Source organism: Streptomyces sp. NBRC 110611 (assembly GCF_001590865.1).
GTDB lineage: Bacteria > Actinomycetota > Actinomycetes > Streptomycetales > Streptomycetaceae > Streptomyces.
In genome coordinates this window covers 82,713-104,153 of record NZ_BBUY01000014.1, presented here as the reverse complement: position 1 = coordinate 104,153, position 21,441 = coordinate 82,713, and the positions used below count along the sequence as shown (strand labels likewise).

Here is a 21,441-nt window from a genome sequence, read left to right as displayed (position 1 = left end):
CCACCACGACGGCGCGGACCGGCAGGACAAGACCGGGCGCGTCGATGCCCCGCGGTGCGCTGCACTGCGCGCAGAGCGCGCCGAGTCGGTGGCCGGGAGGGCTACTGGAAGAACGGAGGCGGATCGAGGGTGCCACCGCGAGCGGCGGCCGGGAGGCGGAGGAGAAGGGGGCCGGGCCGGGTCGGCCTGAACGGGCCACCGTCGTGAGGAGCGATCGTGGAGTTGACCTTTCGACCCTGTGTACGCACGGCCGGGACCGTACGCATGCGCTTACTTGGACACCTCCCGTGACGTCCCCGATGCGAGCCGGAAGAACTAAGAAGGTCGACTTCCAGAGGGGAAGATGGCCGAGCAGCTCCGTCACGCCCGGAAGGTGTCACCACCGGAGCGGTCCTGCGGCGGGGTGGCGGTGTGGTGCCGCCGAGATGGCCAGTGAGCTGGCGGAGCTGGTCCGCCGCGGCGGCGCCGAGGTGATCGTGCTGGGCGGGGCTGGGCGTGCAACATCCTGGTGAACCACCTGCCCGAGCCGCTGCGCGAGCACGTCGTCACCGTCGCCGGTGACGGGCATACGGCCGGTGAGGGACGAGCCCTGCTGGAGCAGGAGTTGAGCGATGTCTTCCAGGGCCGGATTCGCGCGGGGGACCAGGCTCACGTGGAGGCGTTCCTGTCCTGTGACGTCGAAGGCTGCGGATTGAAGCTTCACTTTGCGGGGAAGCTTGCGGGCTGAAGAGCTACCTTGCGGCGAAGGGTGGGGTTTGCCGGACGTGGTCCATGCGTTAGAGGTCTTGCCGGGCGGTTCCGCCGGGCCGCCAGCGACAGGGTTCGAAGTCGCGTACATCGCCCCGGACGGCCCGGAGTTACGGCGCCCGCTGGCGGACGCGTGGGCCGTGCGGTTCGAGGCCGCCGCTCCGGTACGCGCGTTCGCGTCGTACCGGCGGCAGCGCAACTTGCCGGGTAGGTGGTGGTCCGCGACGAAGGGCGGGCACGTCGGGTACGAGTCCTGGTTGGAGCGGGACCAGGTGATGCTGCTGGACTTCGATCCGGCGGTGGTGGGCATCGCCTCGCAGCCGTTCTGGTTGTTCTGGTCGGCGGCGAACGGCCGTCCCCTCTCGCACGCGCCGGACTACTTCGCGCGGCACGAGGACGGAACGGCGGTGGTCATCGACTGCCGCCCGGCCGAGCGCCGGCGTCCACGGGACTGGGCGAAGTTCGAAGCAACGGAGGCGGCTTGCACCGAGGTCGGGTGGGGGTTTCGGCTGTTGGGCGCCCCGGACCCGGTCGTGGTGCGTAATGTTCGGTGGCTGGCGGGCTACCGCCATCCTCGGCACCGGGTGGAGCCGGTGGCATCCGAGCTGCTGGCGGTGTTCGCCGAGCCGCTGCCGCTGATGGACGGCGCTGCGGCGGGAGGTGAGTCGCTGGCGGTGCTGAACGGTGCTGTTCCATCTACTCTGGTCGCACGAGCTGTCGGTGGACGTCTCGGTGCCCCTGCACGCTGGTTCGCTCGTCTCGCTGGGGAGGGTGCGGTGATGGCGGGCGCGGGCTCGGTGCTGCGGCCGGGCGACTGGGTGACCTTCAACGGCGACGAGCACCAGGTGGTCGCGCTGGCCGGGACAGCGGTGCGACTGCGGTCGGCCGGCGGGGCGGAATCGGTAGTGCTGGCCTCCTACCTGATGGCGGCGCCGGACTTCGTTGTTACCGGCGCCGAGCCGCTGCCGGAGATGGAGCCGTCCGGGCTGCTGGAGACGCTGCCGGAACCGACGCGGGCGGCGGCGGAGCGGTGGCAGCGGCATGTGGTGGAGGTGGACACCGGGCTGCTGCCCGGCGCCGAACCGGGCACACCCCCGCGGGAGGAGTACGACCCGGCGACGCGGTCGCTGACCGAGCGGATGCAGGCGAAGGCGGCCGAGCTGGGAGTGAGCCTGCGGACGGTGGAGGGCAAGCGGTCGCGCTATGTGAAGCAGGGGCTTTGGGGGCTGGTCGATCAGCGCGCGACGCGCCGGTGGGAGGCTACGGGCCGGGCGGATGCCCGGCTGGTGGCCGCGGTCCGTGAGGGGCTGGACGGCGAGACGCACCTCTCGACCGGGACGCGGTCGCGGCTGATCCGGCGTGTGATCAAAACGGTGGAGGCCACCTACGCCGACGGGGCGGTTCCGCTGCCGAGCGAGCGGACCCTCTACAAGCTCATCGACGCGCTCTCGACCGGGCGGCACACCTTCGGGGCGGCGGAGGCGCGCGGCCTGATGCTTCCGCGCACACTGCCCGACCCCGTTCCGCCCGCCCGGCACGAGATTCCCCCGTCCTACATCAGCCGCCTGGCCACCCTCCTCGGCCTGGACATCGACGGCCTGTGGTTCCAGGTCACCCAGCCCGCCTATCCCGGCGCCGGGCGCCGCGTCGTCGTCCCCGAACGGCTCGCCGCGCTGACCGGCCGCAGCGTCCACGCCCTGGCCGGGGCGATGCCGGAACTGCGCGACCCGCCGCCGGACTGGGAGATGTTCCGCCACCAGCCGCAGACCGGCTGCCACCTCTGCGACGCCCGCCACCCCGGCGGCAAGGTTGTCCGGCTCCTGCCCCACCACGCCTACATCTGCCTGCGGCACGGCGCCTGGATCGGCCCGCCCGACATCGACCACCTCGCCGTCGATCTCGCCCCCTTCCCGGAGATCGTCGACGCACAGCGGCGCCACTTGCTCCTGCTGCGGCGCTACGGCTGGGCCCCCACCTACGACGCGGTGCTGACCGCCCTGATGATCTGCGCGCACATTTGGTACGGCGACGGGCGCCCTCTCACCGACGTGTTCGGCGTCTGGAACATCTGGGACGACCGCGTCCACCACCTCATACCGCTCGACCCGGAGAAGCAGGACTACATCGCCTACAGCGCCTCGAAGCTGTTCGCCGCGGTCTATCCCGAAGCTGTCACCCTTGCCCCGCTGATCGCCTCGCCCTACTGGCGGCGGCTGGCTGACGGCACAGGCGCCGAGCAGGCCCGGTTCTTCGCCGAGGTCGGCAAGCGCGTCACCTACCCCTACAACGAGCCCGACCGCGGCGGCGACGCCGTCGCCCACTGGGCCCTCGCCGACTCCTGGCGCCCGCCCTCCCGGCCGCTGACGACCTACGCCCCTGGCCGGGACCGTGGCACCCTACCCGGCCTCGCCGCCAACCGGCTTGCCCGCCAAGAGAAAAGCGCGAAGTGGTTCAGCCGCAGCCGCCGGAACCAGGGCCGCACGCTGCTCTTCCACGGCCACCTCAAACCCGTCCTCCTTCGCGACCGCGAACCCCGGTACGTGAAGTGGGAAGGAACCATCTGGCACAGCGGCCGCACCGACGACCTGATGAAAGAAGAGGTTGCACGGCGGCGAAAAGAACTACAGGCCGGGGCAGCACACGTGCGATACCAACGAGCCGAAGATCGGGCATCGTCGAGGTAGGGCGAGCCCGTCAGCGTTGATTCATCGTCATACGCCGACGCGACCGTGGGATGTTGAGAGCGGGATCAGTGAGAGGATTGCGAGGGTGACGGCACGAACCAGTGACATCGGCAAGGCGACGGGTGTGCTGCGCGCCGGGGGCCTGGTGGCTCTCCCGACCGAGACCGTCTACGGTCTGGGCGCCAACGCCGAGGACCCCGCCGCCGTGGCGCGTATTTTCCAGGTCAAGGGGCGTCCGCCCTCCCATCCGCTGATCGTTCACATCGGCGGCGCGGAGCAGCTGGGCGACTGGGTCGAGGACGTGCCGGCGACGGCGCGTCTGTTGGCCGAACGCTTCTGGCCGGGGCCGCTGACGCTGGTGTTGCGGCGCGGGCCCCGGGTGCCGCTCGAAGCGACGGGCGGCTTGGAGACGGTGGCTGTGCGGGTGCCCGACCACCCCGTCGCGCTTGCGCTGCTGTCGGCCTTCGGCGGCGGTGTCACGGCCCCGTCCGCCAACCGCTTCGGCTCGGTCAGCCCTACAACGGCCGCCCACGTGCGTGCGGAACTCGGCGAAGCGGTCGACTTCGTGCTGGACGGCGGGCGCTGCGAGGTCGGTGTGGAGTCGACCATTGTCGACGCCACGGGCGATGCCCCGACGATTCTTCGGCCCGGTGGGGTGACGCGCGAGGACCTCGAAGCGGTGCTCGGGTACCCGCTTGCGGTCCCTTCGACGAGCCGTGTTCGGGTGCCGGGCCAGCATCCGTCGCACTACGCGCCTCGGGCGCGGGTCATCCTCGTCGAGCCCGAGAAGGTCGTCGCCCAAGCGGAATTCTCACAGGAGCTGGGACACCAGGTGGGCGTCTTCCTTCCGCCCTCGTTCGCCGACGCCCCGGTCAAGGCGCACGCCGTGGTGGCCCTCCCCTCGTCGATGGCCGCCTACGCGCGCGGCCTGTACGGGTTCCTGCGCGAACTCGACCAGCAAGGGTGCGACCTCATCGTCGCGTCCCTACCGGCGGAGGAGGGGCTGGGCCTGGCGATCGCCAACCGGCTCCGCCGCGCCGCGGGGCCCCGGCCCGCCGCGACCCTGGATCTTCAGGAGCACTGAGGCCGCGGCCCTCGCCTGTCCCCGCGGGTCATCCGGCGGGGACGGCGGTCCGGGTCAGGCCGTGGGAGGCGACCAATTGGGCGCTGCCGTCGGCCAGGCGGTAGGACAGGCCCGCCACAGCCAGGCGGCCGGCGGCGACCCGCTCGGCTAGGATGCGGGAGCGCTCCAGCAGCAGGTCGACGGTGTGCCGGATGTGCTCGTGGAGGATCTCGTCGGCGCTCTCGCGGCCGGCGGCGCGGGCCGCCAGCACGCTCGGGGTGACCCGCTCGACGACGTCGCGGACGAAGCCGGACGGCGCCCGGCCACCGTCTGCGGCGGCGCTGGCGGCGGCGATGGCTCCGCACGAGTCGTGGCCGAGCACCACGACCAGCGGGCAGTCCAGCACGCTCACGCCGTACTCGATGCTGCCCAGTACCTCCGAGCCGACCACGTGCCCGGCGGTGCGGACCACGAAGAGGTCCCCCAGCCCCTGGTCGAAGATGATCTCGGCGGCCAGCCGGGAGTCGGAGCATCCGAACATCACGGCGAAGGGACTCTGGGCCGGCGCAGTCTCGGCGCGGCGCGCGGCGTCCTGATTGGGGTGCTCAGGTGTGCCCGTGACGAACCGCTGGTTGCCGGTGATCAACATCTCGAAGGCATCGTCGGGCGACGGGGTCAGGCTCTTGGACATGGCGGCAGGCTACGACCGGCCCAGCGGAAACGCGCGGCCGGGTCCGCGAACGGCGGCTTGTGCACCTCCTCGGTCGGCACACCCAGGCGCCGGGCGATGTCGTCCTCGATGCGCTTCCGCAGTGCTTTGCGCAGCTGCTCGGCCGACAACAGCCCACCCACCCCTTCGCACCATTTATACCGTTTTGGCGTCACGCATCGCCCAACGAGGACGCCTCGGGGTAGGGGCATCGGCCGCGGGAGTGGAGCCTGCCAGGGGTGGAGCGGGCGGGGTGCGCCGACAACAACAGAGGAAGGCCGGTCGTGCAACGCCGCCGGTCTACGGCCGGACGGCCCGGGAGAAGCCCATCCGCAGCCAGCGACGCGCGCGCCGAGTCTCGCATGTGAGCAGGTGACACTGTTTCAGCCGCGCCGCTGACGAAGCCCGTCTGCACAGGCGTCGCCAGGTGTCTGCCCTTCTCGGCCGGTGGCAGCCGGGCGCAGAAGTCGGGGCGCCCCGGCGGCGGATACGAAGGTGGGCGGCCTTTCAGGACGTGGAGGGGACGGCACGGTTGAGTGGTTCCAGGTCCCCGTGCAAGGCGGCGTGGAGAGCGGCCGCGAGTTCGCGGGCTCGGCCTTCGCTCGTCACGCTGTGCATCATGAAGTAGACGGGTCCCATGTAGGCGTCCAAATCGACCTCGTGGTTGCTGACCAGGCGGGAGATCGCGGCCCGGACCTCTTCGTTCACGGTGTCGTCGACGGAGAATTCGGGGCCGGCGGTGAGCGTGTCCGCCTTCACCGTCCACCGTAGACCGTCCGATTCGATGGCGACGAACACGGCGCGATGCGCCATGGCCTGCCTGTATGCCGCGTGGAAGGCGTTGGTGCCGCTGGCGTCTGGGATGAGGTGGGCGGGACAGGGAACCGGCAAGGGCTGCATGAGGGAATTGTGCAAGGGATCGGGCACGTTCGGATGGCGGCAGGCCGGTGCAGCCGACCCCCGGGAATACCCGCCCTCGTCCGCGGCGAGGGCGGCTGACCCGATAGGCCACGGTCTTACATCGCCTACAGCGCCTCGAAGCTGTTCGCCGCGGTCTATCCCGAAGCTGTCACCCTTGCCCCGCTGATCGCCTCGCCCTACTGGCGGCGGCTGGCTGACGGCACAGGCGCCGAGCAGGCCCGGTTCTTCGCCGAGGTCGGCAAGCGCGTCACCTACCCCTACAACGAGCCCGACCGCGGCGGCGACGCCGTCGCCCACTGGGCCCTCGCCGACTCCTGGCGCCCGCCCTCCTGACCGCTGACGACCTACGCCCCTGGCCGGGACCGTGGCACCCTACCCGGCCTCGCCGCCAACCGGCTTGCCCGCCAAGAGAAAAGCGCGAAGTGGTTCAGCCGCAGCCGCCGGAACCAGGGCCGCACGCTCCTGTTCCACGGCCACCTCAAACCCGTCCTCCTCCGGGACCGCGAACCCCGATACGTGAAGTGGGAAGGAACCATCTGGCACAGCGGCCGCACCGACGACCTCATGAAGGAAGAGGTCGTACAGCGGCGCAAAGAACTTCAAGCCGGGGCAGCACACTTGAGGCATCAGTCGGTTGACGGGCCGCCAGGCGCCTGTGTCATGGGCACTCCAGGGTGAGTTGGGTCGGGTGCGTTGTGGCGGTTTGGGGTTTTGGTCGGCTGCCGGGTGGCTGGGCGGGGCGCAGGCCGTAGGTGCGGGCGAGTTCCTGCACTTGGTGGTGGATCCGGTCCTGGTACCACTTCGGGGCGTAGGCTCCGCCGGCGTACAGCTGCTCGTACCGCGGCACCAGGTGCGGGTGGTGTTGGCTGAGCCACTGGGTGAACCATTCGCGTGCGCCGGGTCGCAGGTTCAGCACCAGGGGTGTCACGGAGATGGCGCCGGAGGCGGCGATCGCGGCCACGGTGGTGCGTAGTTGATCGGGCTGGTCTCCGAGGTAGGGGATGACGGGGGCCATGACGACGCTGCATTCCAGGCCGTGGTCGGTGAGGGTGCGGAGGGCGTCCAGGCGGCGCTGTGGTGCGGGGGTGCCGGGTTCGATGGTGCGCCACAGGTCGGGGTCGGTGAAGCCGAGCGAGAGGGCGATGTCGACGTCGGTGACGGCCGCGGCCTGCTCCAGCAGGGGCAGGTCGCGCAGGATCAGGGTGCTTTTGGTCAGGAGGGAGAAGGGGTTGGCGTGGTCGCGCAGTGCGGTGAGGATGCCGGGCATCAGGCGGTAGCGGCCTTCGGCGCGTTGGTAGCAGTCGACGGTGGTGCTCATCGCGATGTGCTCTCCTTGCCAACTGGGGGCGGCAAGGCGTCGGCGCAGCAGCTGGGGGGCGTTGGTCTTGACGACGATCTGGGTGTTGAAGCCGAGGCCGGCATCCAGGTCGAGGTAGGTGTGGGATTTGCGGGCGAAGCAGTACACGCACGCGTGGGAGCAGCCGCGGTAGGGGGCCAGGGTCCACTGGAAGGGCATGCGGGAGCGAGCGGGGGCCGGCACGCGGTTGACGATCGTCCGTGCGCGTATCTCGTGGAAGGTGATGCCGCGGAACTCCGGGGTGTCGAAGGTTCGGGTGGTGACGGCGTCGGCGTCGAACAGCGCGGCGTCGCCACGGTTGTTGGTCAGGTTCTCCCAGCGCACGGGGCCTCCTGGGTGGTGCGGGCGGGGGGCACGGGGCCGGCACGGCCCTTTGGGTTTTAGTCGGCTGCGGCGTTTGCGGTCCTGCGGGCCAGGGTCCGCAGGTGCTGCCGGACGTCGGGGTCGGCGTCGAGGGTGTAGTCGGCGTCGATGGCGGCCAGGAACGTCGTGATGCGGCGCAGGCTGTCGCCGGACAGGTCGACGGTGCAGCTGTGCTGGTCGATGGGGGTGATGGTGCCGAGGATTTCGCCTCGGGTGCGGGCGCGAACGGTCTGCGCTGAGGTCTGGACGGTGGCGATGGCTCGGTACCTGGAGGGGGCTGCGGCGATCCGGCTGATCACGAACGCGGCGGGGTCGGCGGCGGGCAGTTCCCGTGGTGGGGCGCGGTGGCCGGTGGGGGTGGGGTCGGTGAGCCGGTCGAGGCGGTAGACGCGCCAGTCGGCGCGGTGGGTGTCGTAGGCGACGAGGTACCACAGGCCCACGGCGGTGACCAGGTGGTGCGGCTCGACCCGGCGGGATGTGGGGGTGCGGTGGCGGGTGGCGTAGTCGAAGGTGAGGATCTCGTGATCGCGGCAGGCCGCGGCCACCACCGCCAGCACCCCGGGATCCACTGCCGTACGCCGGTAGGGGTGGAGCACCGAGGTCACCGTCTCCTGGAGGGCGGTGACCCGGCTGCGCAGTCGGGCGGGCAGGACCTGTTCGAGTTTGGCCAGGGCTTGCAGGGCGGTGTCGTCCATGCCGGCCAGGCCGCTGGCCGTGGCGGTGCGCAGGGCGACGGCGATGGCGACCGCCTCGTCATCCCCCAGCAGCAGGGGCGGCAGATCGGTGCCCGAGGTCAGGCGGTAGCCGCCGGTGTGGCCGGGGTCGGAGTCCACGGGATAGCCCATCCGACGCAGCCGGTCGACGTCCCGGCGCACGGTGCGCACGGTGACGTGGAGACGGTCGGCGAGTTCGGGGCCCTGCCAGGTGCGGCGCGTCTGGAGCAGGGAGAGCAGGCGCAGCAGGCGGGCGGGGGTGTCACTGGTCACGCGGACCACCTTTCCCGGCTTCCAGGACAGTTTCTGTCCTGGAAGCCTCCTAAAGTGGAACACATCAAACGACACCACCGCAAAACCTGACAAAGGAGACCGACCATGGTGAAGCCGATTCCCGACGATTACCCGCGCATCAGCCCGTTCCTCGTGGCCACTCCCGCCACCGGAGCCATCGCCTTCTACAAGGACGTCCTCGGCGCGACCGAACGGCTCGTCGTCCCCCAACCCGACGGCAAGATCAACCATTCGGAGCTGCAGATCGGCGACTCGGTGGTCTTCGTGGTCGACGAGAACCCGGACTGGAAGATGCACGACCCCTCCCACACCGGCGGCACCCCGGTGCCGATCCACCTGTGGGTCGAGGACGTCGACGGCGTCTTCGACCGCGCGATCGCGGCCGGCGCCAGCGAGGTCCAGCCCCCGACCGACATGTACCAGGGCGACCGAGCCGCGGCCTTCACCGACCCGTTCGGCCACACCTGGTGGGTCGGCGCCCGCATCAAGGAGTTCACCGCCGAGGAGATGGACCAGGCCATCGGCCAGGCCATCGGCCACTGACCCCCCACCCCTACACGCAACAAACCGCCGGGACAAGCAGCCCGGCGCCCCCTCCCCCCGACCCTGTGAGAAAGGCAGAGACCATGACCAGCTGGAAGAACGACGCCTACGCCACCGCTTCCCCGTGGCTGTGCGCGGCCCCCTGCGCCCAGGCGCTGGAGTGGTACAAGGACATCTTCGGCGCGACGGAGCGCGTGCGCCTTGCCATGCCCGACGGCAAGATCGTCCACGCGGAGCTTGTGATCGGCGACTCCGTCATCCTGTTCTGCGACGAACTCCCGGACGCCGGCATGCGCAGCCCCGCCGCGGTGGGCGGCTCCCCGGTCTCCCTGAGCATCCAAGTACCCGACACCGACGCCCTGTTCGACAAGGCCGTCCAGGCCGGCGCCACGCCGGTCCACCCGCCGATGGACATGTTCTACGGCGCCCGCGTCGCCTCACTCACCGACCCCTACGGCCACAACTGGCAGCTGATCACCCGCACCGAAGAGGTCCGGCCCGAGGAGATGGAAGCCCGCATGCGCCAGGCGTTCGACGGCTGAAACGCGTCCGAGCGGCTGCTGCGGGTACGCCCGCCGGTACGGCCGACCGGCAGCCACCTCGCGGTGATTTCTCGCAGAGACCCGGCGCGTCCCTCCAGGCACTGTTGACGAATCCGTCCCACGAAGGCAGAGGCCCGGTATGCGTGCCTGCCTCGTTGTCTCCGCACGCCAACCACCCGCCCCCCGAAAATGAAAGGTAGGTCTGCACAACTCCGGCGACGGTTGCGCAGACCTACCTTCACATCGCTGGTCACCACCGCCGAAGGACGCAGCCTTCAGCTGCACCGGACAGTTCCGGGCGCGGCGAGCTCTACATGCCAGACAGATCCGGTAGCTGGCAGTGGCAGCGTGCCGTCGACGAGTGTCAGCTGCGCCGAGCCCCGGTCCAGGTCTCGCCCCGCTCGCCATGAGCCGTCCAGGAGAGGGGCGTTGGCCCGCCGACCACGAAGAACACCGGCATCACTCGTCGCCGTGCCCCGCGCAGGCGATTCCTACAGGAGCTTCGCGCCGTGGGGCATGCGCGGGATGACGGCCACCGGACAGGGCGCGTGGTGCAGTACGGCGAGGACGATGGGCCCGAGCGGCATCGGCGACCGCTGGAAGCGCCGGCCGACGACCAGCAGCCCCGCGCCGGCGCAGGCACTCATCAGCACCGCCGCGACCCTGCCGTTGGTCACCTGCTCGGAGACCTCGACATCGGGGAACTCATCCGCCACGGCGCCACGGCACGGGCGAGCGACTCCCGTTCGGTGGCGGCGAACTCGGTGTCCTGCGGTGAGCGGGACGGAGCGGTGGGGACGAGACCCACCATGGCGGGCTCACGCCACGCCCGGACGGCGCGAACCGCCGCGTGGTGCGCGTGCGCGGAGGTGAACGCGAAGTCCAGCACCGTCTCGTCCTGACCGCCCGAATCCTGCACGCCGACCGCGACCTCCGGCTGTGCGCGGGCCGAGGCGTCCTCATGCCGCACCGTGACCACCGGGCACTCCGCCCGGCCGAGCACATGCAGGCTGACCGAGCCGAGCAGGAAGCCGGCGAGGGCGCCGCGCCCGCGCGATCCGAGCACCGTCACCGTGGCTTGCCGGCCACGGTCCACCAGTGCGTCGACCGCATCATCGGAGACCTGCTCGGTCGTCACCGCGAGCCCCGGGTACAGCTCACGCACCAGCGTCTTGGCCCTGTCGAGCACCTCGGCCCCGTAGCGCCTCTTGCTGGCGGCCTCGTGGGCGATGGGGATGCCCAGCGGCTGGGAGGCCCAGGAGTGCAGCAGGTGCAGCGACAGCCCTTGGGCCGCCGCCTCAGCGGCGCCCCAGCGCGCCGCTGACGTGCTGTTCTCCGTTCCGTCCAGCCCCACCAGAACGGGGTCGCCCATGGCACACACCTCCGCGGACTCGGGCCTGCGTGAACGACCTCCCCTCCAGCGTCACGGCAGCGGGCCGGCAGTTCCATAGGCCGAAGGGCCCCGACCGCCGTGTGGTCACCGGGCCACAGCACCGAGGTGAACGGGGCCGGTCGGCCCCTCGATAGGGCCTGACCGGGTCTTCCCCATAGCGCTGACGGGAGCTGTGCTGAAAGTGACGAGGAGGACGACGAGACGCGGAGTAGTAGAGAGGAACTGCGCACCGCGCAATCCGGGCCCGCGAGAAGTGGGTAGTCCTCCTCGCCTCTGCATGCGTGGCGCCGGAACGCCGGACGTTGGGAGGTAGCCATGAGCGACCGGTCGACGAAGAACCAGTCGGAGAGCGGCCGGCAACCGGCCGGCCGATCGGAAGTCGGCTGGCCGGAAGCCGGCCGGTCGAAGAGCGACAGGTCATCCGACGATGGCTGGATCGTCGTAGGGGTTGACGGATCGGAGTCGTCCAAGGAAGCCCTGCGCTGGGCGGTGCACCAGGGGCGGCTGACCCACTGCCCCGTCCATGCGGTGATCGCCTGGGAGTACCCGCCCCTCTATGGCTCGATCGGCTGGCTCGACGCCCCGCAGGAACTCGCGCCGGACGCGAAGGTGTGGACGGGGCAGACCCTCGACCGTGCGGTCGAAGAGGTCGTCGGAGCGGCCGACGCGGCGCGGATCCGCACTACTGTCGCCTACGGCACGCCCGCGGCCGTGCTGCTGGAAGCGGCCGAGGACGCGGCTCTGCTGGTCGTCGGCAGCCGTGGACACGGTGGGTTCACCGGAGCGCTCCTGGGCTCGGTCAGCTGGCACTGCACCCAGCACGCTCCCTGCCCGGTCGTCGTCGTACGGGGACGGAACCACTGAGCGAGGGTGGGCAATGCACCACGCTGCCGGCAGGCCAGGCCGGCGCGCGACCGGGTCAGTCCCGGGCCTCGATACGACCGGGTCAGCCCCGGGCCTCGATACGGCCGGGGCAGGACGCCCGCGCTGTCCCGGCGTTTGCCATCGACCGCACCGAGGTGGTGCTGTACGAATTGGCCGCACTGTGCACGAGCCACTGATTGTCCGCTTCTGTCCTCGTGTTCGTGGACAGCCCCATGGCGCTGGCCGCGCTGAACGTGTACACGGACGCGATCGAGCAGCAGGCGCCGGAACTGCGGCCCGAAGTCTGCACGGCGAGGACCCCCGGTCCTGGCACCTGAGCTGCTCCTCGCCGCTCGTTCGGTACAGAAGTCGGTTGACGTCAATCAGACCCGTGGGCCCGCGTTCATCGCCGCCGCGTCCGGGAGGGCCACGGGCGGTTGCGTCCTGCATCACCTGCGCAAGCGACTGCCGGACGCCCGAACCTCCTGGTGATCGTAGGGTTCGTGGCGCATTGGACGCGTTCCCGGGATCTGGCAGACGGGGCATGCGTCCAGAAGGTGTTCGGCGAGTACGTTCCCATGCGGGCGGAGGTCGCCGACGTGCCGCATCTCTCCGCGCACGCCGACCAGTGGCAGCTCCTGGGCTGGCTGCGTGCGGCAGCACCGCCGCACGTCACCTGTCTCGTGCACGGCGAGTCAGAGGGTTCGGAAGCCCTCGGAGACCGGATGGACCACGGCCTGGACTGGGGCAGAGACGAAATGGCCCCGGCTGCTGTCCCTCGTACAAGTGGAAGGGCAGCGGCCGGGGCCGGTCCGGTGACCTCAGCGGATCAAGCGGAGGTTCCAGCCGGTCATGCCGGGGTCGTCCTGACGGTCGATCTCAGAGTTGGGCGTACTCGCTTTCACACACCACCGGTTTACCCGGCGAGGCGACCGCGGTGAAGTAGGCACCAGGACCGTGACTCGGGCCTTTCGCCCAGATCAGGCTGCCGTTGGCGAATCCCAAACCCTTTGCGACGAGTTCGTCCGGCCCCAGGAAACGTGCTTCCAGCCCCTGACCTCAACTGTTGCCCCCTCGTTTCCTTGATAGCGCGCCCAACCGACAGCTGAAATCTCGTTACCGGTGCGCCCCGGCGATGAAGCCCCGGCGTTCCCACAGTTCTCCTGCACGGAAGCCCCGTCCGCGGCTGCGCTCCCCGATGCGATGAGGGACAAGGTTGCGACAGCGGCCAGCGTGCAGATCTTCTTGCGCATATGAACTCCCCCTGCGATGACAACGGATCACGTGGTGGTCGACGTCCTATGACCAGGGCGCAACGGGAGACAGCCAACTGTCCCCCCACTGAATCGTGTCGCGAGTCGCTTGTGCGGCTTGCAGACTCAACCCTCCCTGGTGCACGACGTGTTGGCCATTAGGCCAGCGCCAAGAAAACAAGTGGGGCTACCCCTACCCCGTTCACGCCGGAGCCATGAACGGGGTAGGGCGCTGGCTAAACGGCCCCGGCTGCTGTCCCTCGTACAAGTGGAAGGGCAGCGGCCGGGGCCGGTGCGGTGACCTCAGCGGATCAGACGGAGGTTCCAGCCGGTCATGCCGGGCTCTCCAACTGCCGTGTTCGGTTGGTTCGTTGTCAGGTGTGGATCACGACGAGGGGAGCAGTGTCGGTGGCGGGGGCGAGGGCAGGGGTGCCGGCGAAGGTGGCGGTGTACTGCCTGTGGCGTACTGCTTCCACGAAGGCGACGCGGCCGTGGCAGGTTGCGGTGCCGGTGCTGTCGGTGATCGCGGTGCACACGGTGCGGGTGCCGACGGTGAAGACGATCGTCTGGCCCGGGGCGGGTTGTCCGGTGACGGTGTCCGTCAGTGTGGCGGAGAGGTCGAGGTTGATGTCCGGCGGGCCCGGCGGGGTGACGGAGGCCACGATCGGATAGGCGGTGAGGCTGGTGGTGTCGGGGTCGTAGGTGTAGAGGTCGGCGGGGTTGGTGGCGCTGGTGCCGGCGGGGGTGGTGACGGTGACGTCCACGGTGCCGGTGCCTGCCGGGGCTGTCGCGGTGATCGAGGTGTCGTCGTTGACGGTGAATGAGGTGGCCGGGGTGGTGCCGAAGGTGACGGCGGTGGCGCCGAGGAAGTCGGTGCCGATGATCGTGACGCTGGTGCCGCCGGAGGCGAATCCGTGCGTCGGGTTCAGGGCGGTGACGGTCGGGGCGGGCTCGTCGTAGGTGTACTGGTCGGCGGGGTTGGTGGCGCTGGTCCCGGCGGGCGTGGTCACCGTGACGTCGACGGTGCCGTCGGCGTGCGCCGGGATCGTCGCCGTGACCGTGAAGTCGTTGACGACGGTGACGTTGATGGCGGGGGTCGTGCCGAAGTCGACGGCTTGGGCGCCGGACAGGTGGGTGCCGCTGATCGTGATCGTTCCGCCGCCTGCTTCCGGGCCATGGGTGGGGTTGAGCGCGGTGACGGTCGGCGGGGCGGTGGCCTCGGCGATGCCGAACGGGGTGTTTCCGACGGCGATGGTGGCGGTGACGGTGTTCGTTGCCGTGTCGATCACGGAGACGGTGTTGGCGCCGGAGTTGCTGACGTACGCGGTTGCGCCGGCCGGGTCGACCAGGACCGCGACTGGTCCGGCGCCGACGGCGACGGTGGCGGTGACGGTGTTGGTCGCGGTGTCGATCACAGAGACGCTGTTCGCGTTGGCGTCCGCCACATAGACGTGGGTGCCGTCCGGGCTGATCGCGATGCCCTCCGGACCGCTTCCCACGGGGATGAGCGTGGTGATCGTGTTCGTTGCGGTGTCGATGACGGACACGTTGTTGCTGTTGAAGTTCGCTGTGTAGGCATGCGCTCCGTCCGGGCTGATCGCGATGCCGGCCGGGGTCCTCGCGCTGGGACTGCTGATGGTGGCGGTGACGGTGTTGGTGGCGGTGTCGATCACCGAGACGCTGCTGCCGACGAAGCACGCCACGTAGGCGTGGGCGCCGTCGGGGGTCAGCGCGATGCCGAACGGCTGGTTGCCGACCTGGACGGTGGCGGTGACGGTGTTCGTGCTCGTGTCGATGACGTCGACGCCGCCGATGCCCGGGCTGAAGAAGCGGCCGACATAGGCATGGGCGCCGTCGGGGGCGAACGCCACCGGGTTCGGAAACCGGCCGACCGGGATAAGGGCGGTGACGGAGTTGGTGGCGGTGTCGATCACCGACACGGTACTGTCCGCATTGTTGGTGACGTAGGCGTGGGCGCCGTCCGGGGCGACCGCGACTCCTTCGGGAAACCGGCCGACGGGGATGGTCGCAACGACCGTGTTGGTCGTCGGGTCAATGGCCGAGACCGAATTCCCCCGTAGATTGGCGACGTAGACCAGGGACATCGATTCCACCTCTCTGTGACACGGCGACCCGACGCCCCGGCTCGGGTCGGCATCCCGATCGAGGCGGTGACGCCATGAACTACGACGTGCCGTCGCCTACCGGTCCGCGCACGAAGTCGCCTCGTGAAAGACCTGGTTGGTCGACAAGCCGGCCTCTGGCAGCCTTGCCTCCCGGCCTGTCGGCAATAGAGATCACGGGATGCATCGAACGCATCCCGTTCTGAGTTGTGACCATGGTTGAGGGCTGGCGAGAGGTACGGACGTCCGCCGGGAAGATTCCGGTGGGCCGGTTTTGCTCGCCGCGGATATCATGCGTGTTTCCGACCTTTCGCCGTAAGGGGGTGCTGCGGGGCGCAGGCGGATGAAAACGGGTATTCGGGGGGACGGTGTGAGCGCGCGGGGAACGTATCGCGCCCCCAGGCCATCCGATCGTGCGCGGATCCAGATGATGGCGTGGCGAAGTGTGGACTCCACTCCACAACCCGCCACGCCCCAGGGTCGCGTTGCGACCGGTCACTTCTTGCGCGCTCGCGGTGCACCACGTCGGCCCTGCGTTTGATCTCCCGGTTCAGCCGCTCCGGCGGGGTTGGCCGACCAGATCTTCAACCACCTCACGGGTGAACCCCGCGCGGAACACGGGTGAGCAATAGTCGTTGAGTTCCCGTCCTGTCAGCGACGGCGCAATTCCCCACGATCTTCATGATCGTCACGGCGCAATTCCCCGCCCTGGCTGAGGTGATCACGAGCCGCCCGACGGTCGGGTGTCCGGGCTGATCCGGCCTCTCAAGGGCGCCTTCGGCGGCGCTCCGCGCTGGCCTGTCAGCCACCCTTGACCGCCCTGACCAGCCCTAATGCTCTGCTGGCTATCGGGCGGACCGGGAACCTCCGGCGCAGTGGGGATCTCGGCGCACGGCCGCCGACCCCCGGCGAACGGTGGTCGCGACGCCGCGGTCCCCCTGGTCCATTTCGTGGTGTTCGGGGAGCCGAATATCGCCGTCGTCGACAACGGCGTCAACGGCGAACTGTCCGCTGCCATCAGATCTCTGAGGTACGTCGCGACAGGCTCGACCGGCCGTCCGAGCGGGTCCAACACCTGGTATGGCTCCCAGCGGTCTCTCGCCTTCAGTAGCTTGCCCAACTCAGGCAGCACAAAGTTCTTCAGATCCCTGTCGGGACGCTGTTCAACGGGCATGCCGGGAAGCTAGCAGACACCCCAACTGACCTGGGAGGACGCATGAGTTAGTTCGGTCAACACGCCTGACGTCGTTGAGGCACCCAAGGTCCTCGTCCCCCTGGGAGTGATCAAGGGACGACCGGACCGTGCTCGGCCGCGCGGTCGGCGGCCATCGGTCACTCGCCGTGGTAGAGCCTGTCGACGTTGACCAGGAAGACCTCGCCCCTGGCTTCCGCGGACCGCAGTTCCGGGCCGAATCCCATCGCGCTGTAGCAGCCTGGTCTGGCCCGGCTGATGTCCTCGCCGGAGGCGGCGAGGACCGACAGAATGTGCAGCAGCCGCTCCAGGTGGTGCATGTCCATGCTCTCGTCCCAGCGGGCGAGCCCGACCGACAGCAGGACTCCGGGCCGGCCGTCGACAGTCCCTCGCACCGCCACGTCGATATCGAGGCGGGTGTGCTCCGCGGGATCGGAGATGGTGCCGCGCAGGGCCGTTTCAGGCTCTCCGCCCATGGTGGCGGGGGCGGCGTGGTCGGTGGCCCAGTGCCGGCAGAGCTGGGTGAAGTGCGGTGCGGCAACGGCGGAGTCGAAGGTCTCGCGGGCCCGGTGCCACACGCTGGCGGCGTCCTCCTGCTCGACCGCGGTGCGATGGGGCCGGGCGAGGGCGTGCTCGAAGGCCAGCAGTGGCTCGGCGATGCGGTAGCGCGTCAGCCCGTGCCGGAACGCGTCGGGCTCGCCGTGCAGCAGACCACGGTTCCGCAGTACGGCCAGGACGTGGGACACGTCGGTCAGTGGTGCCCCGATGCGTTCGGCGATCTCACCGGGTGTGGAGCAGCCGGCGGTGATCGCGGCCAGCGCGGAGTGGCACAGCGCCCGGTCCGCGTGATTCGCCTCTCCTTCCAGGAGACTGCGCGCCTCCCAGAACAGCGGGACCCGTGGGTTGAGGACGGTTCTGCATACCCATGCGTCGAAATCCTGCGGGCCGGCGGGGGTATCGTCACACACGAGGTCGCTGCGGTAGGCGGGAGTTCCCCCCACGATGGCGTGCACCTGCACGGCGAGTCGTGGGGACCGGATTCCCCAGAACCGTGCCGCCTCACGAAAGCCGAACGGCCGCACCAGGAGTTCCAGCGAGGCGAGCCGGTGCAGGGACGACGAGCCGGAGAAGAGCCTTCGCATCAGGACAGGGGTTCCGCCGCTGAGGATGAGGCGTACGCGGTTGTGCCTGCGCACCTGGTGCAGGCGGCGCAAGGCACTGTGGATAACGGACGGCAGCGCCGGGCTCGGGCCCACCAGGTCGGGAAAGTTGTCGATGATCACGAGGGACGGGCTCTGGTCGCCCAGCGCCAGCAGCGCGTCCACGGCGTCCTCCCACCGCTGCCAGCGCGGTGGATGAGTCGTCCCGGTGTACTCGCCCAGGCGGTCTGCGAGCCGGTGCAGGGTCTCGGCTTCCGCCGCTTCCTGCCCGTCGAAATAGAAGCCGTCGACGGCCTGGGCAACGGTTTCCAGCAGGAAGGTCTTGCCTTGTCGGCGCTGTCCCGAGACCAGGCCGAGCGTAGCCCCGGGGCGTTCATCGCACGCGAAGCCCACCAGGTCGGCCCACTCGCTCTCCCGATCGAACACCCGGTCGGGCTTCACCGGGTGGGCAGCAGCATCCGGTGGCGACACGGACCGCTCCCCTCGCTCGATGGCCGATGGCGTCGTTGTGCGTCCAGTACACCTCCGGCTATCACTCCATGCCCTGCCCACTGGACTGATCGGGGTACGCCGTGTCACTGCGGTCGCCAGCCGGCTCACCCACCGGCGCGGGGGTATCCGGGGCTTACGGCAGCTTTGGAAAGGGGCGGCCGCCGATCCCGACTGCCGAGGGCCCTGGCACGTTCATCGACGGTGGTGCCGTCCTTGCGCGTCGAGTTCCGCCCACTCCTTCTCCCACTGGGCGTAGCGCTTGCGGTTCAGCAGGAGGACGCCGGCCCTGTCTGTGCCGAAGAGCAACAGCCCGGTACCGGACGCGGCTACGGCGCCAGCCGCGACGCTCAGGGCCAAGACGTCCGCCGGGGTGCGCGGGTCCCTTAGCAGGGCTCCGTACCGGTCCAGCCACACGGTCGTCCGGTCTCCGGCACAAGCGCCGGGTGCCACAGCTGTCTCTCCTGTCCGCACGGTATGGTCCGAGGCCGTCCAGCGCACTGTCGCGTGCACCCGGCCGCCCGTGCCGTCCCTGGCGTCAAGGCCGGCGCGGGCGGGCGGCTCCTTCGTCACCACGGCGGTGACCGCGTGCCAGTCGGCGTGTTGCTGCTGGGACGCCGTGTCCACCGCCTGGCCGGCCAGCACCCCGGCGGTCGGGGCCGCCACGGAGATGAGCAGCCCGGTGGCCAGGGCCATCCAGGACTGTGCCACGTCCGTGCCGCGCCGGAGCAGGTCGTGCCGCCATGGTGGGCGCATCGTCCAAGGAGTCATCGTGTACCCCCTTCGCCTGCTGTTCGGAGGGTCTCAAGACCAGTCAGGTCCGGGAGAGGGCCGAAAGGTCCCGGAGAGGGACCGGTGCGTACAGTCTGGGCGGTCGGGCCGGGACCGTTCGGCCCTCTGGCAGATCACCTCGAGTGGCGACCCGATGGATCGGGTGGCTTTATCGAGCAGTACTCGTCAACAAACGCTGTTGCTGAAGATGAACAAAGCCACCCAGGCCGTGTTCGGTCTTCAGCCAGCTCACGAGCTCCATGTGCTTGGTCCGGGGTGAGGAACGGGTGAGATCGTTCCGTTGCGTGATCGGGCGGGCGTGCTTCTTCTCGATGGAGGGGAAGTAGCTGGCAGGGCCCTTCGCCGCCCCGACGGTGGTGCCGACCGCCGGTACGGGTTCCGTGGTCACCGTGGCAGGGCCTGGGTGATGCGCCACAGGCGGCGAGGCAGGTCGCCTTCCTCGAAGGCATGCACCTCGCGCCGGGTCCAGCCGCCGGCGAGGGCATCGACCAGGTCACGCGTGAAGTAGTGGACGGCGAAGCCGCCGTGTTCGTAGATGTCGTCGCCGTGGGCGATGCCGGTTCCGTAGTGCGCGTCGCCGGTGTGGCGGACGGTGTAGAAGAAGGTCCCGCCCGGCCGCAGCACGCGCCGGACCTCGCCCACCAGGGCGTGGATCTCCCTGGTGGACAGGGCCATGCACAGCAGCATGTGCGCGAACACCGCGTCCACACAGGCATCCGGCAGCGGCAGCGGCTCGCGTACGTCGTGCACCGTGGTGGTGATCCGGTCGGCGACGCCCTGCTCATGGGCGGCGTACCGGAGCTGCCGGAGGCCGACGGGGCTGAAGTCGGTGGCCTGGACGGTGAAGCCCTCGCGGGCGAAGTACAGAGCGTCGCGCCCGTGTCCGGCACCGAGTTCCAGCACGTCCCTGACCTGGGCCGCGCGGAACACCGAGGCTGCGTGGATGGCGGGGGCGGAGGGCTGCTCACCGTACATGCCGGGATGGGCGGTGTAGGTGTGCTGCCAGTGCTCGCGTTGGGCATCGGCCAGCTCCCGCTCGTGCTCGGTCATGTGCTCGTCGCCTCTTCCGCGCTTCCGGCCGACGCAGAACCGCCCGCGACCCAGCCTAGCGGCGGGCGGTCGGAGCCGTACGGCCGCCCGGGACGCGCCGTCCACTGTGCGGGGAGGCGCCCCTGGCTGGTCGGGATCGGGCTTTGCGCGAGATTCGAAGGCGATTGCTGCTCCGTGGACGGTCCTGGGTAGGGTCGCGCCGTCGAGGGGGTAGGCCAATCGTGGAGTTGTAGTGATCTGGATAGGTTTGGCTGGCTTGGTGGTGGCAGCGGTGTGTGCGTATACGGCGCGTGCTGCGAACGGCCGGGCGCGGTCAATGGAGAGCACCGAGACGCTTCCGGTACAGGACCTGCGGGCGCTGCACGAGGCGGCCGCGGAGGCCGCGGGCGGGGGGCACTTCCGTTACTGCTGTGAAGTCGTCGGCCAGGCCCGTCCGCACAAGAGCGGTGTGCTGCGGTCCGAGCTGGAGGGCCTGGACTGCGTGTGGCACAAGCACAAGATCACCCGCAGGTACAAGGAGACCTATCGCGACAGCAACGGCAATCGGAAGCGCAGGACTCGCACCGAGGTGCTCTCCGAGCACTCCAGCTCCACCGCGTTCTTCGTGGAGGACGCCACCGGCAAGATGGTGATCCGCCCTGGCGAGCATGGTGTGGTGGGCGCCGAGAAGGTGCTGGACCGTTTCGATCCGCACACGGGAGGCAGTGGCAGCCGCCTCACGATCGGCCCGCTGAACCTGAACCTCGGCGGTGGCGACGGGACCATCGGCTTCCGGCGCGAGGAGTGGGTGGTCCGTCCGGGCAGTCGCTTCTACGTCCATGGTGAAGCCACTGACAGTGACGGTCGGCTCGTCCTCGGTGCTCCGGAGGAGGGCGGAGTCTTCATCATGTCGGTCAAGTCCGAGCAGGAACTGCTCCGGGCTGAGAACCACAAGGTGCTGGTCTTCGGTGTCGGTACGGTCCTGGCCGTTGTCGCCGGGATCGTCTTCCTGGTGCTCGGCCTCATCCGCTGATGATCAGGGCGTAGGTGCCGGCGAAGAGGGCGATGGCGGTTGTCAATTGTCAATCTTGCCGGACTTCCGTGCCCAGCATCTCTTGGGACTTCACAAATTGCGCCGTAAGTGGCCGCCTATGGGGAGGGTGCTCACAGTCCCCACCGGTGTCCAGTTGCACTCCCCGGGGCAGTGAGC

General features: G+C 69.7%; 19 protein-coding genes and 2 pseudogenes. 8 read left to right on the top strand and 13 right to left on the bottom strand.

Annotated features, from left to right (window positions below; genetic code table 11):
• Window positions 1-44 precede the first annotated feature (44 nt).
• The 3 genes and pseudogenes from AZE13_RS39315 to AZE13_RS24710 all read left to right on the top strand — a co-directional run bounded on the left by AZE13_RS39315 (window position 45) and on the right by AZE13_RS24710 (window position 4,515).
• Window positions 45-727 (top strand): annotated as a pseudogene (locus tag AZE13_RS39315) (hypothetical protein).
• Between the two features lie 160 nt (window positions 728-887).
• Window positions 888-3,431, top strand: a complete 2,544-nt coding sequence (locus AZE13_RS38345) for a TnsA-like heteromeric transposase endonuclease subunit (protein ID WP_258527971.1) — start codon at window positions 888-890, stop codon at window positions 3,429-3,431.
• Window positions 3,432-3,516: 85 nt separating this feature from the next.
• Complete coding sequence (locus tag AZE13_RS24710) at window positions 3,517-4,515, top strand: L-threonylcarbamoyladenylate synthase (protein WP_066936166.1); 999 nt, start codon at window positions 3,517-3,519, stop codon at window positions 4,513-4,515.
• Between the two features lie 28 nt (window positions 4,516-4,543).
• On the opposite strand, the gene AZE13_RS24705 is transcribed toward AZE13_RS24710, so the two are convergent.
• The 5 genes from AZE13_RS24705 to AZE13_RS24685 form a co-directional block, all read right to left on the bottom strand.
• Entirely contained in the window at window positions 4,544-5,185 is a 642-nt protein-coding gene (locus AZE13_RS24705; protein ID WP_066936163.1) for a carbonic anhydrase, read from the bottom strand.
• Entirely contained in the window at window positions 5,170-5,346 is a 177-nt protein-coding gene (locus AZE13_RS37090; RefSeq protein ID WP_181690435.1) for a hypothetical protein, read from the bottom strand. The genes AZE13_RS24705 and AZE13_RS37090 overlap by 16 nt, the downstream gene beginning before the upstream one ends.
• A gap of 364 nt (window positions 5,347-5,710) precedes the next feature.
• Window positions 5,711-6,016 (bottom strand): hypothetical protein, encoded by a 306-nt coding sequence (locus AZE13_RS24700; protein WP_258527970.1) that lies wholly within the window; start codon window positions 6,014-6,016, stop codon window positions 5,711-5,713.
• Between the two features lie 766 nt (window positions 6,017-6,782).
• Complete coding sequence (locus tag AZE13_RS24690) at window positions 6,783-7,805, bottom strand: Rv2578c family radical SAM protein (protein ID WP_066936154.1); 1,023 nt, start codon at window positions 7,803-7,805, stop codon at window positions 6,783-6,785.
• A gap of 56 nt (window positions 7,806-7,861) precedes the next feature.
• Window positions 7,862-8,830 carry a helix-turn-helix transcriptional regulator gene (locus AZE13_RS24685; protein ID WP_066936152.1) on the bottom strand — a complete coding sequence of 323 codons (969 nt, stop codon included), beginning with the start codon at window positions 8,828-8,830 and terminating at the stop codon, window positions 7,862-7,864.
• A 105-nt stretch (window positions 8,831-8,935) separates the two neighbouring features.
• On the opposite strand from AZE13_RS24685, the gene AZE13_RS24680 reads away from it, so the two are divergent.
• The gene (locus AZE13_RS24680; RefSeq protein WP_066936149.1) at window positions 8,936-9,394 is read left to right on the top strand and encodes a VOC family protein; all 459 of its coding nucleotides are present in this window, start codon (window positions 8,936-8,938) and stop codon (window positions 9,392-9,394) included.
• 83 nt (window positions 9,395-9,477) lie between these two features.
• Window positions 9,478-9,936, top strand: a complete 459-nt coding sequence (locus AZE13_RS24675; RefSeq protein WP_066936145.1) for a VOC family protein — start codon at window positions 9,478-9,480, stop codon at window positions 9,934-9,936.
• A gap of 491 nt (window positions 9,937-10,427) precedes the next feature.
• Here the strand turns inward: AZE13_RS24675 and AZE13_RS38340 are convergent, their stop codons facing one another.
• Both AZE13_RS38340 and AZE13_RS24670 read right to left on the bottom strand, forming a co-directional pair.
• On the bottom strand, window positions 10,428-10,652 hold the full coding sequence (locus AZE13_RS38340; RefSeq protein WP_258527969.1) for a universal stress protein: 225 nt from the start codon (window positions 10,650-10,652) through the stop codon (window positions 10,428-10,430).
• Window positions 10,610-11,308 carry a universal stress protein gene (locus AZE13_RS24670; RefSeq protein ID WP_258527968.1) on the bottom strand — a complete coding sequence of 233 codons (699 nt, stop codon included), beginning with the start codon at window positions 11,306-11,308 and terminating at the stop codon, window positions 10,610-10,612. The genes AZE13_RS38340 and AZE13_RS24670 overlap by 43 nt, the downstream gene beginning before the upstream one ends.
• A gap of 336 nt (window positions 11,309-11,644) precedes the next feature.
• Between AZE13_RS24670 and AZE13_RS24665 the strand changes: the two genes are divergently transcribed.
• Both AZE13_RS24665 and AZE13_RS38335 read left to right on the top strand, forming a co-directional pair.
• On the top strand, window positions 11,645-12,193 hold the full coding sequence (locus tag AZE13_RS24665; protein WP_079124330.1) for a universal stress protein: 549 nt from the start codon (window positions 11,645-11,647) through the stop codon (window positions 12,191-12,193).
• 578 nt (window positions 12,194-12,771) lie between these two features.
• Complete coding sequence (locus AZE13_RS38335) at window positions 12,772-13,134, top strand: MBL fold metallo-hydrolase RNA specificity domain-containing protein (protein ID WP_258527979.1); 363 nt, start codon at window positions 12,772-12,774, stop codon at window positions 13,132-13,134.
• A 686-nt stretch (window positions 13,135-13,820) separates the two neighbouring features.
• Here AZE13_RS38335 and AZE13_RS39310 read toward each other — a convergent pair.
• The 6 genes and pseudogenes from AZE13_RS39310 to AZE13_RS24645 all read right to left on the bottom strand — a co-directional run bounded on the left by AZE13_RS39310 (window position 13,821) and on the right by AZE13_RS24645 (window position 20,252).
• On the bottom strand, window positions 13,821-14,672 hold the full coding sequence (locus AZE13_RS39310; RefSeq protein ID WP_398780219.1) for an IPT/TIG domain-containing protein: 852 nt from the start codon (window positions 14,670-14,672) through the stop codon (window positions 13,821-13,823).
• Window positions 14,673-14,678: 6 nt separating this feature from the next.
• Window positions 14,679-15,575 (bottom strand): annotated as a pseudogene (locus AZE13_RS39305) (beta-propeller fold lactonase family protein); the annotation flags it as partial.
• Window positions 15,576-16,901: 1,326 nt separating this feature from the next.
• Window positions 16,902-18,392 carry an AAA family ATPase gene (locus AZE13_RS24655; RefSeq protein ID WP_066936138.1) on the bottom strand — a complete coding sequence of 497 codons (1,491 nt, stop codon included), beginning with the start codon at window positions 18,390-18,392 and terminating at the stop codon, window positions 16,902-16,904.
• A gap of 213 nt (window positions 18,393-18,605) precedes the next feature.
• A complete protein-coding gene (locus tag AZE13_RS24650) occupies window positions 18,606-19,181 on the bottom strand; it encodes a hypothetical protein (RefSeq protein WP_258527967.1) in 576 nt (191 codons plus the stop codon).
• Between the two features lie 169 nt (window positions 19,182-19,350).
• Window positions 19,351-19,590, bottom strand: coding sequence for a DUF4287 domain-containing protein (locus AZE13_RS34350; protein ID WP_079124329.1), 240 nt, complete (start codon window positions 19,588-19,590; stop codon window positions 19,351-19,353).
• On the bottom strand, window positions 19,587-20,252 hold the full coding sequence (locus AZE13_RS24645) for a class I SAM-dependent methyltransferase (protein ID WP_066936135.1): 666 nt from the start codon (window positions 20,250-20,252) through the stop codon (window positions 19,587-19,589). The genes AZE13_RS34350 and AZE13_RS24645 overlap by 4 nt, the downstream gene beginning before the upstream one ends.
• Window positions 20,253-20,568: 316 nt before the next feature.
• On the opposite strand from AZE13_RS24645, the gene AZE13_RS24640 reads away from it, so the two are divergent.
• The gene (locus tag AZE13_RS24640; protein WP_258527966.1) at window positions 20,569-21,264 is read left to right on the top strand and encodes an E3 ubiquitin ligase family protein; all 696 of its coding nucleotides are present in this window, start codon (window positions 20,569-20,571) and stop codon (window positions 21,262-21,264) included.
• Window positions 21,265-21,441: the final 177 nt, after the last annotated feature.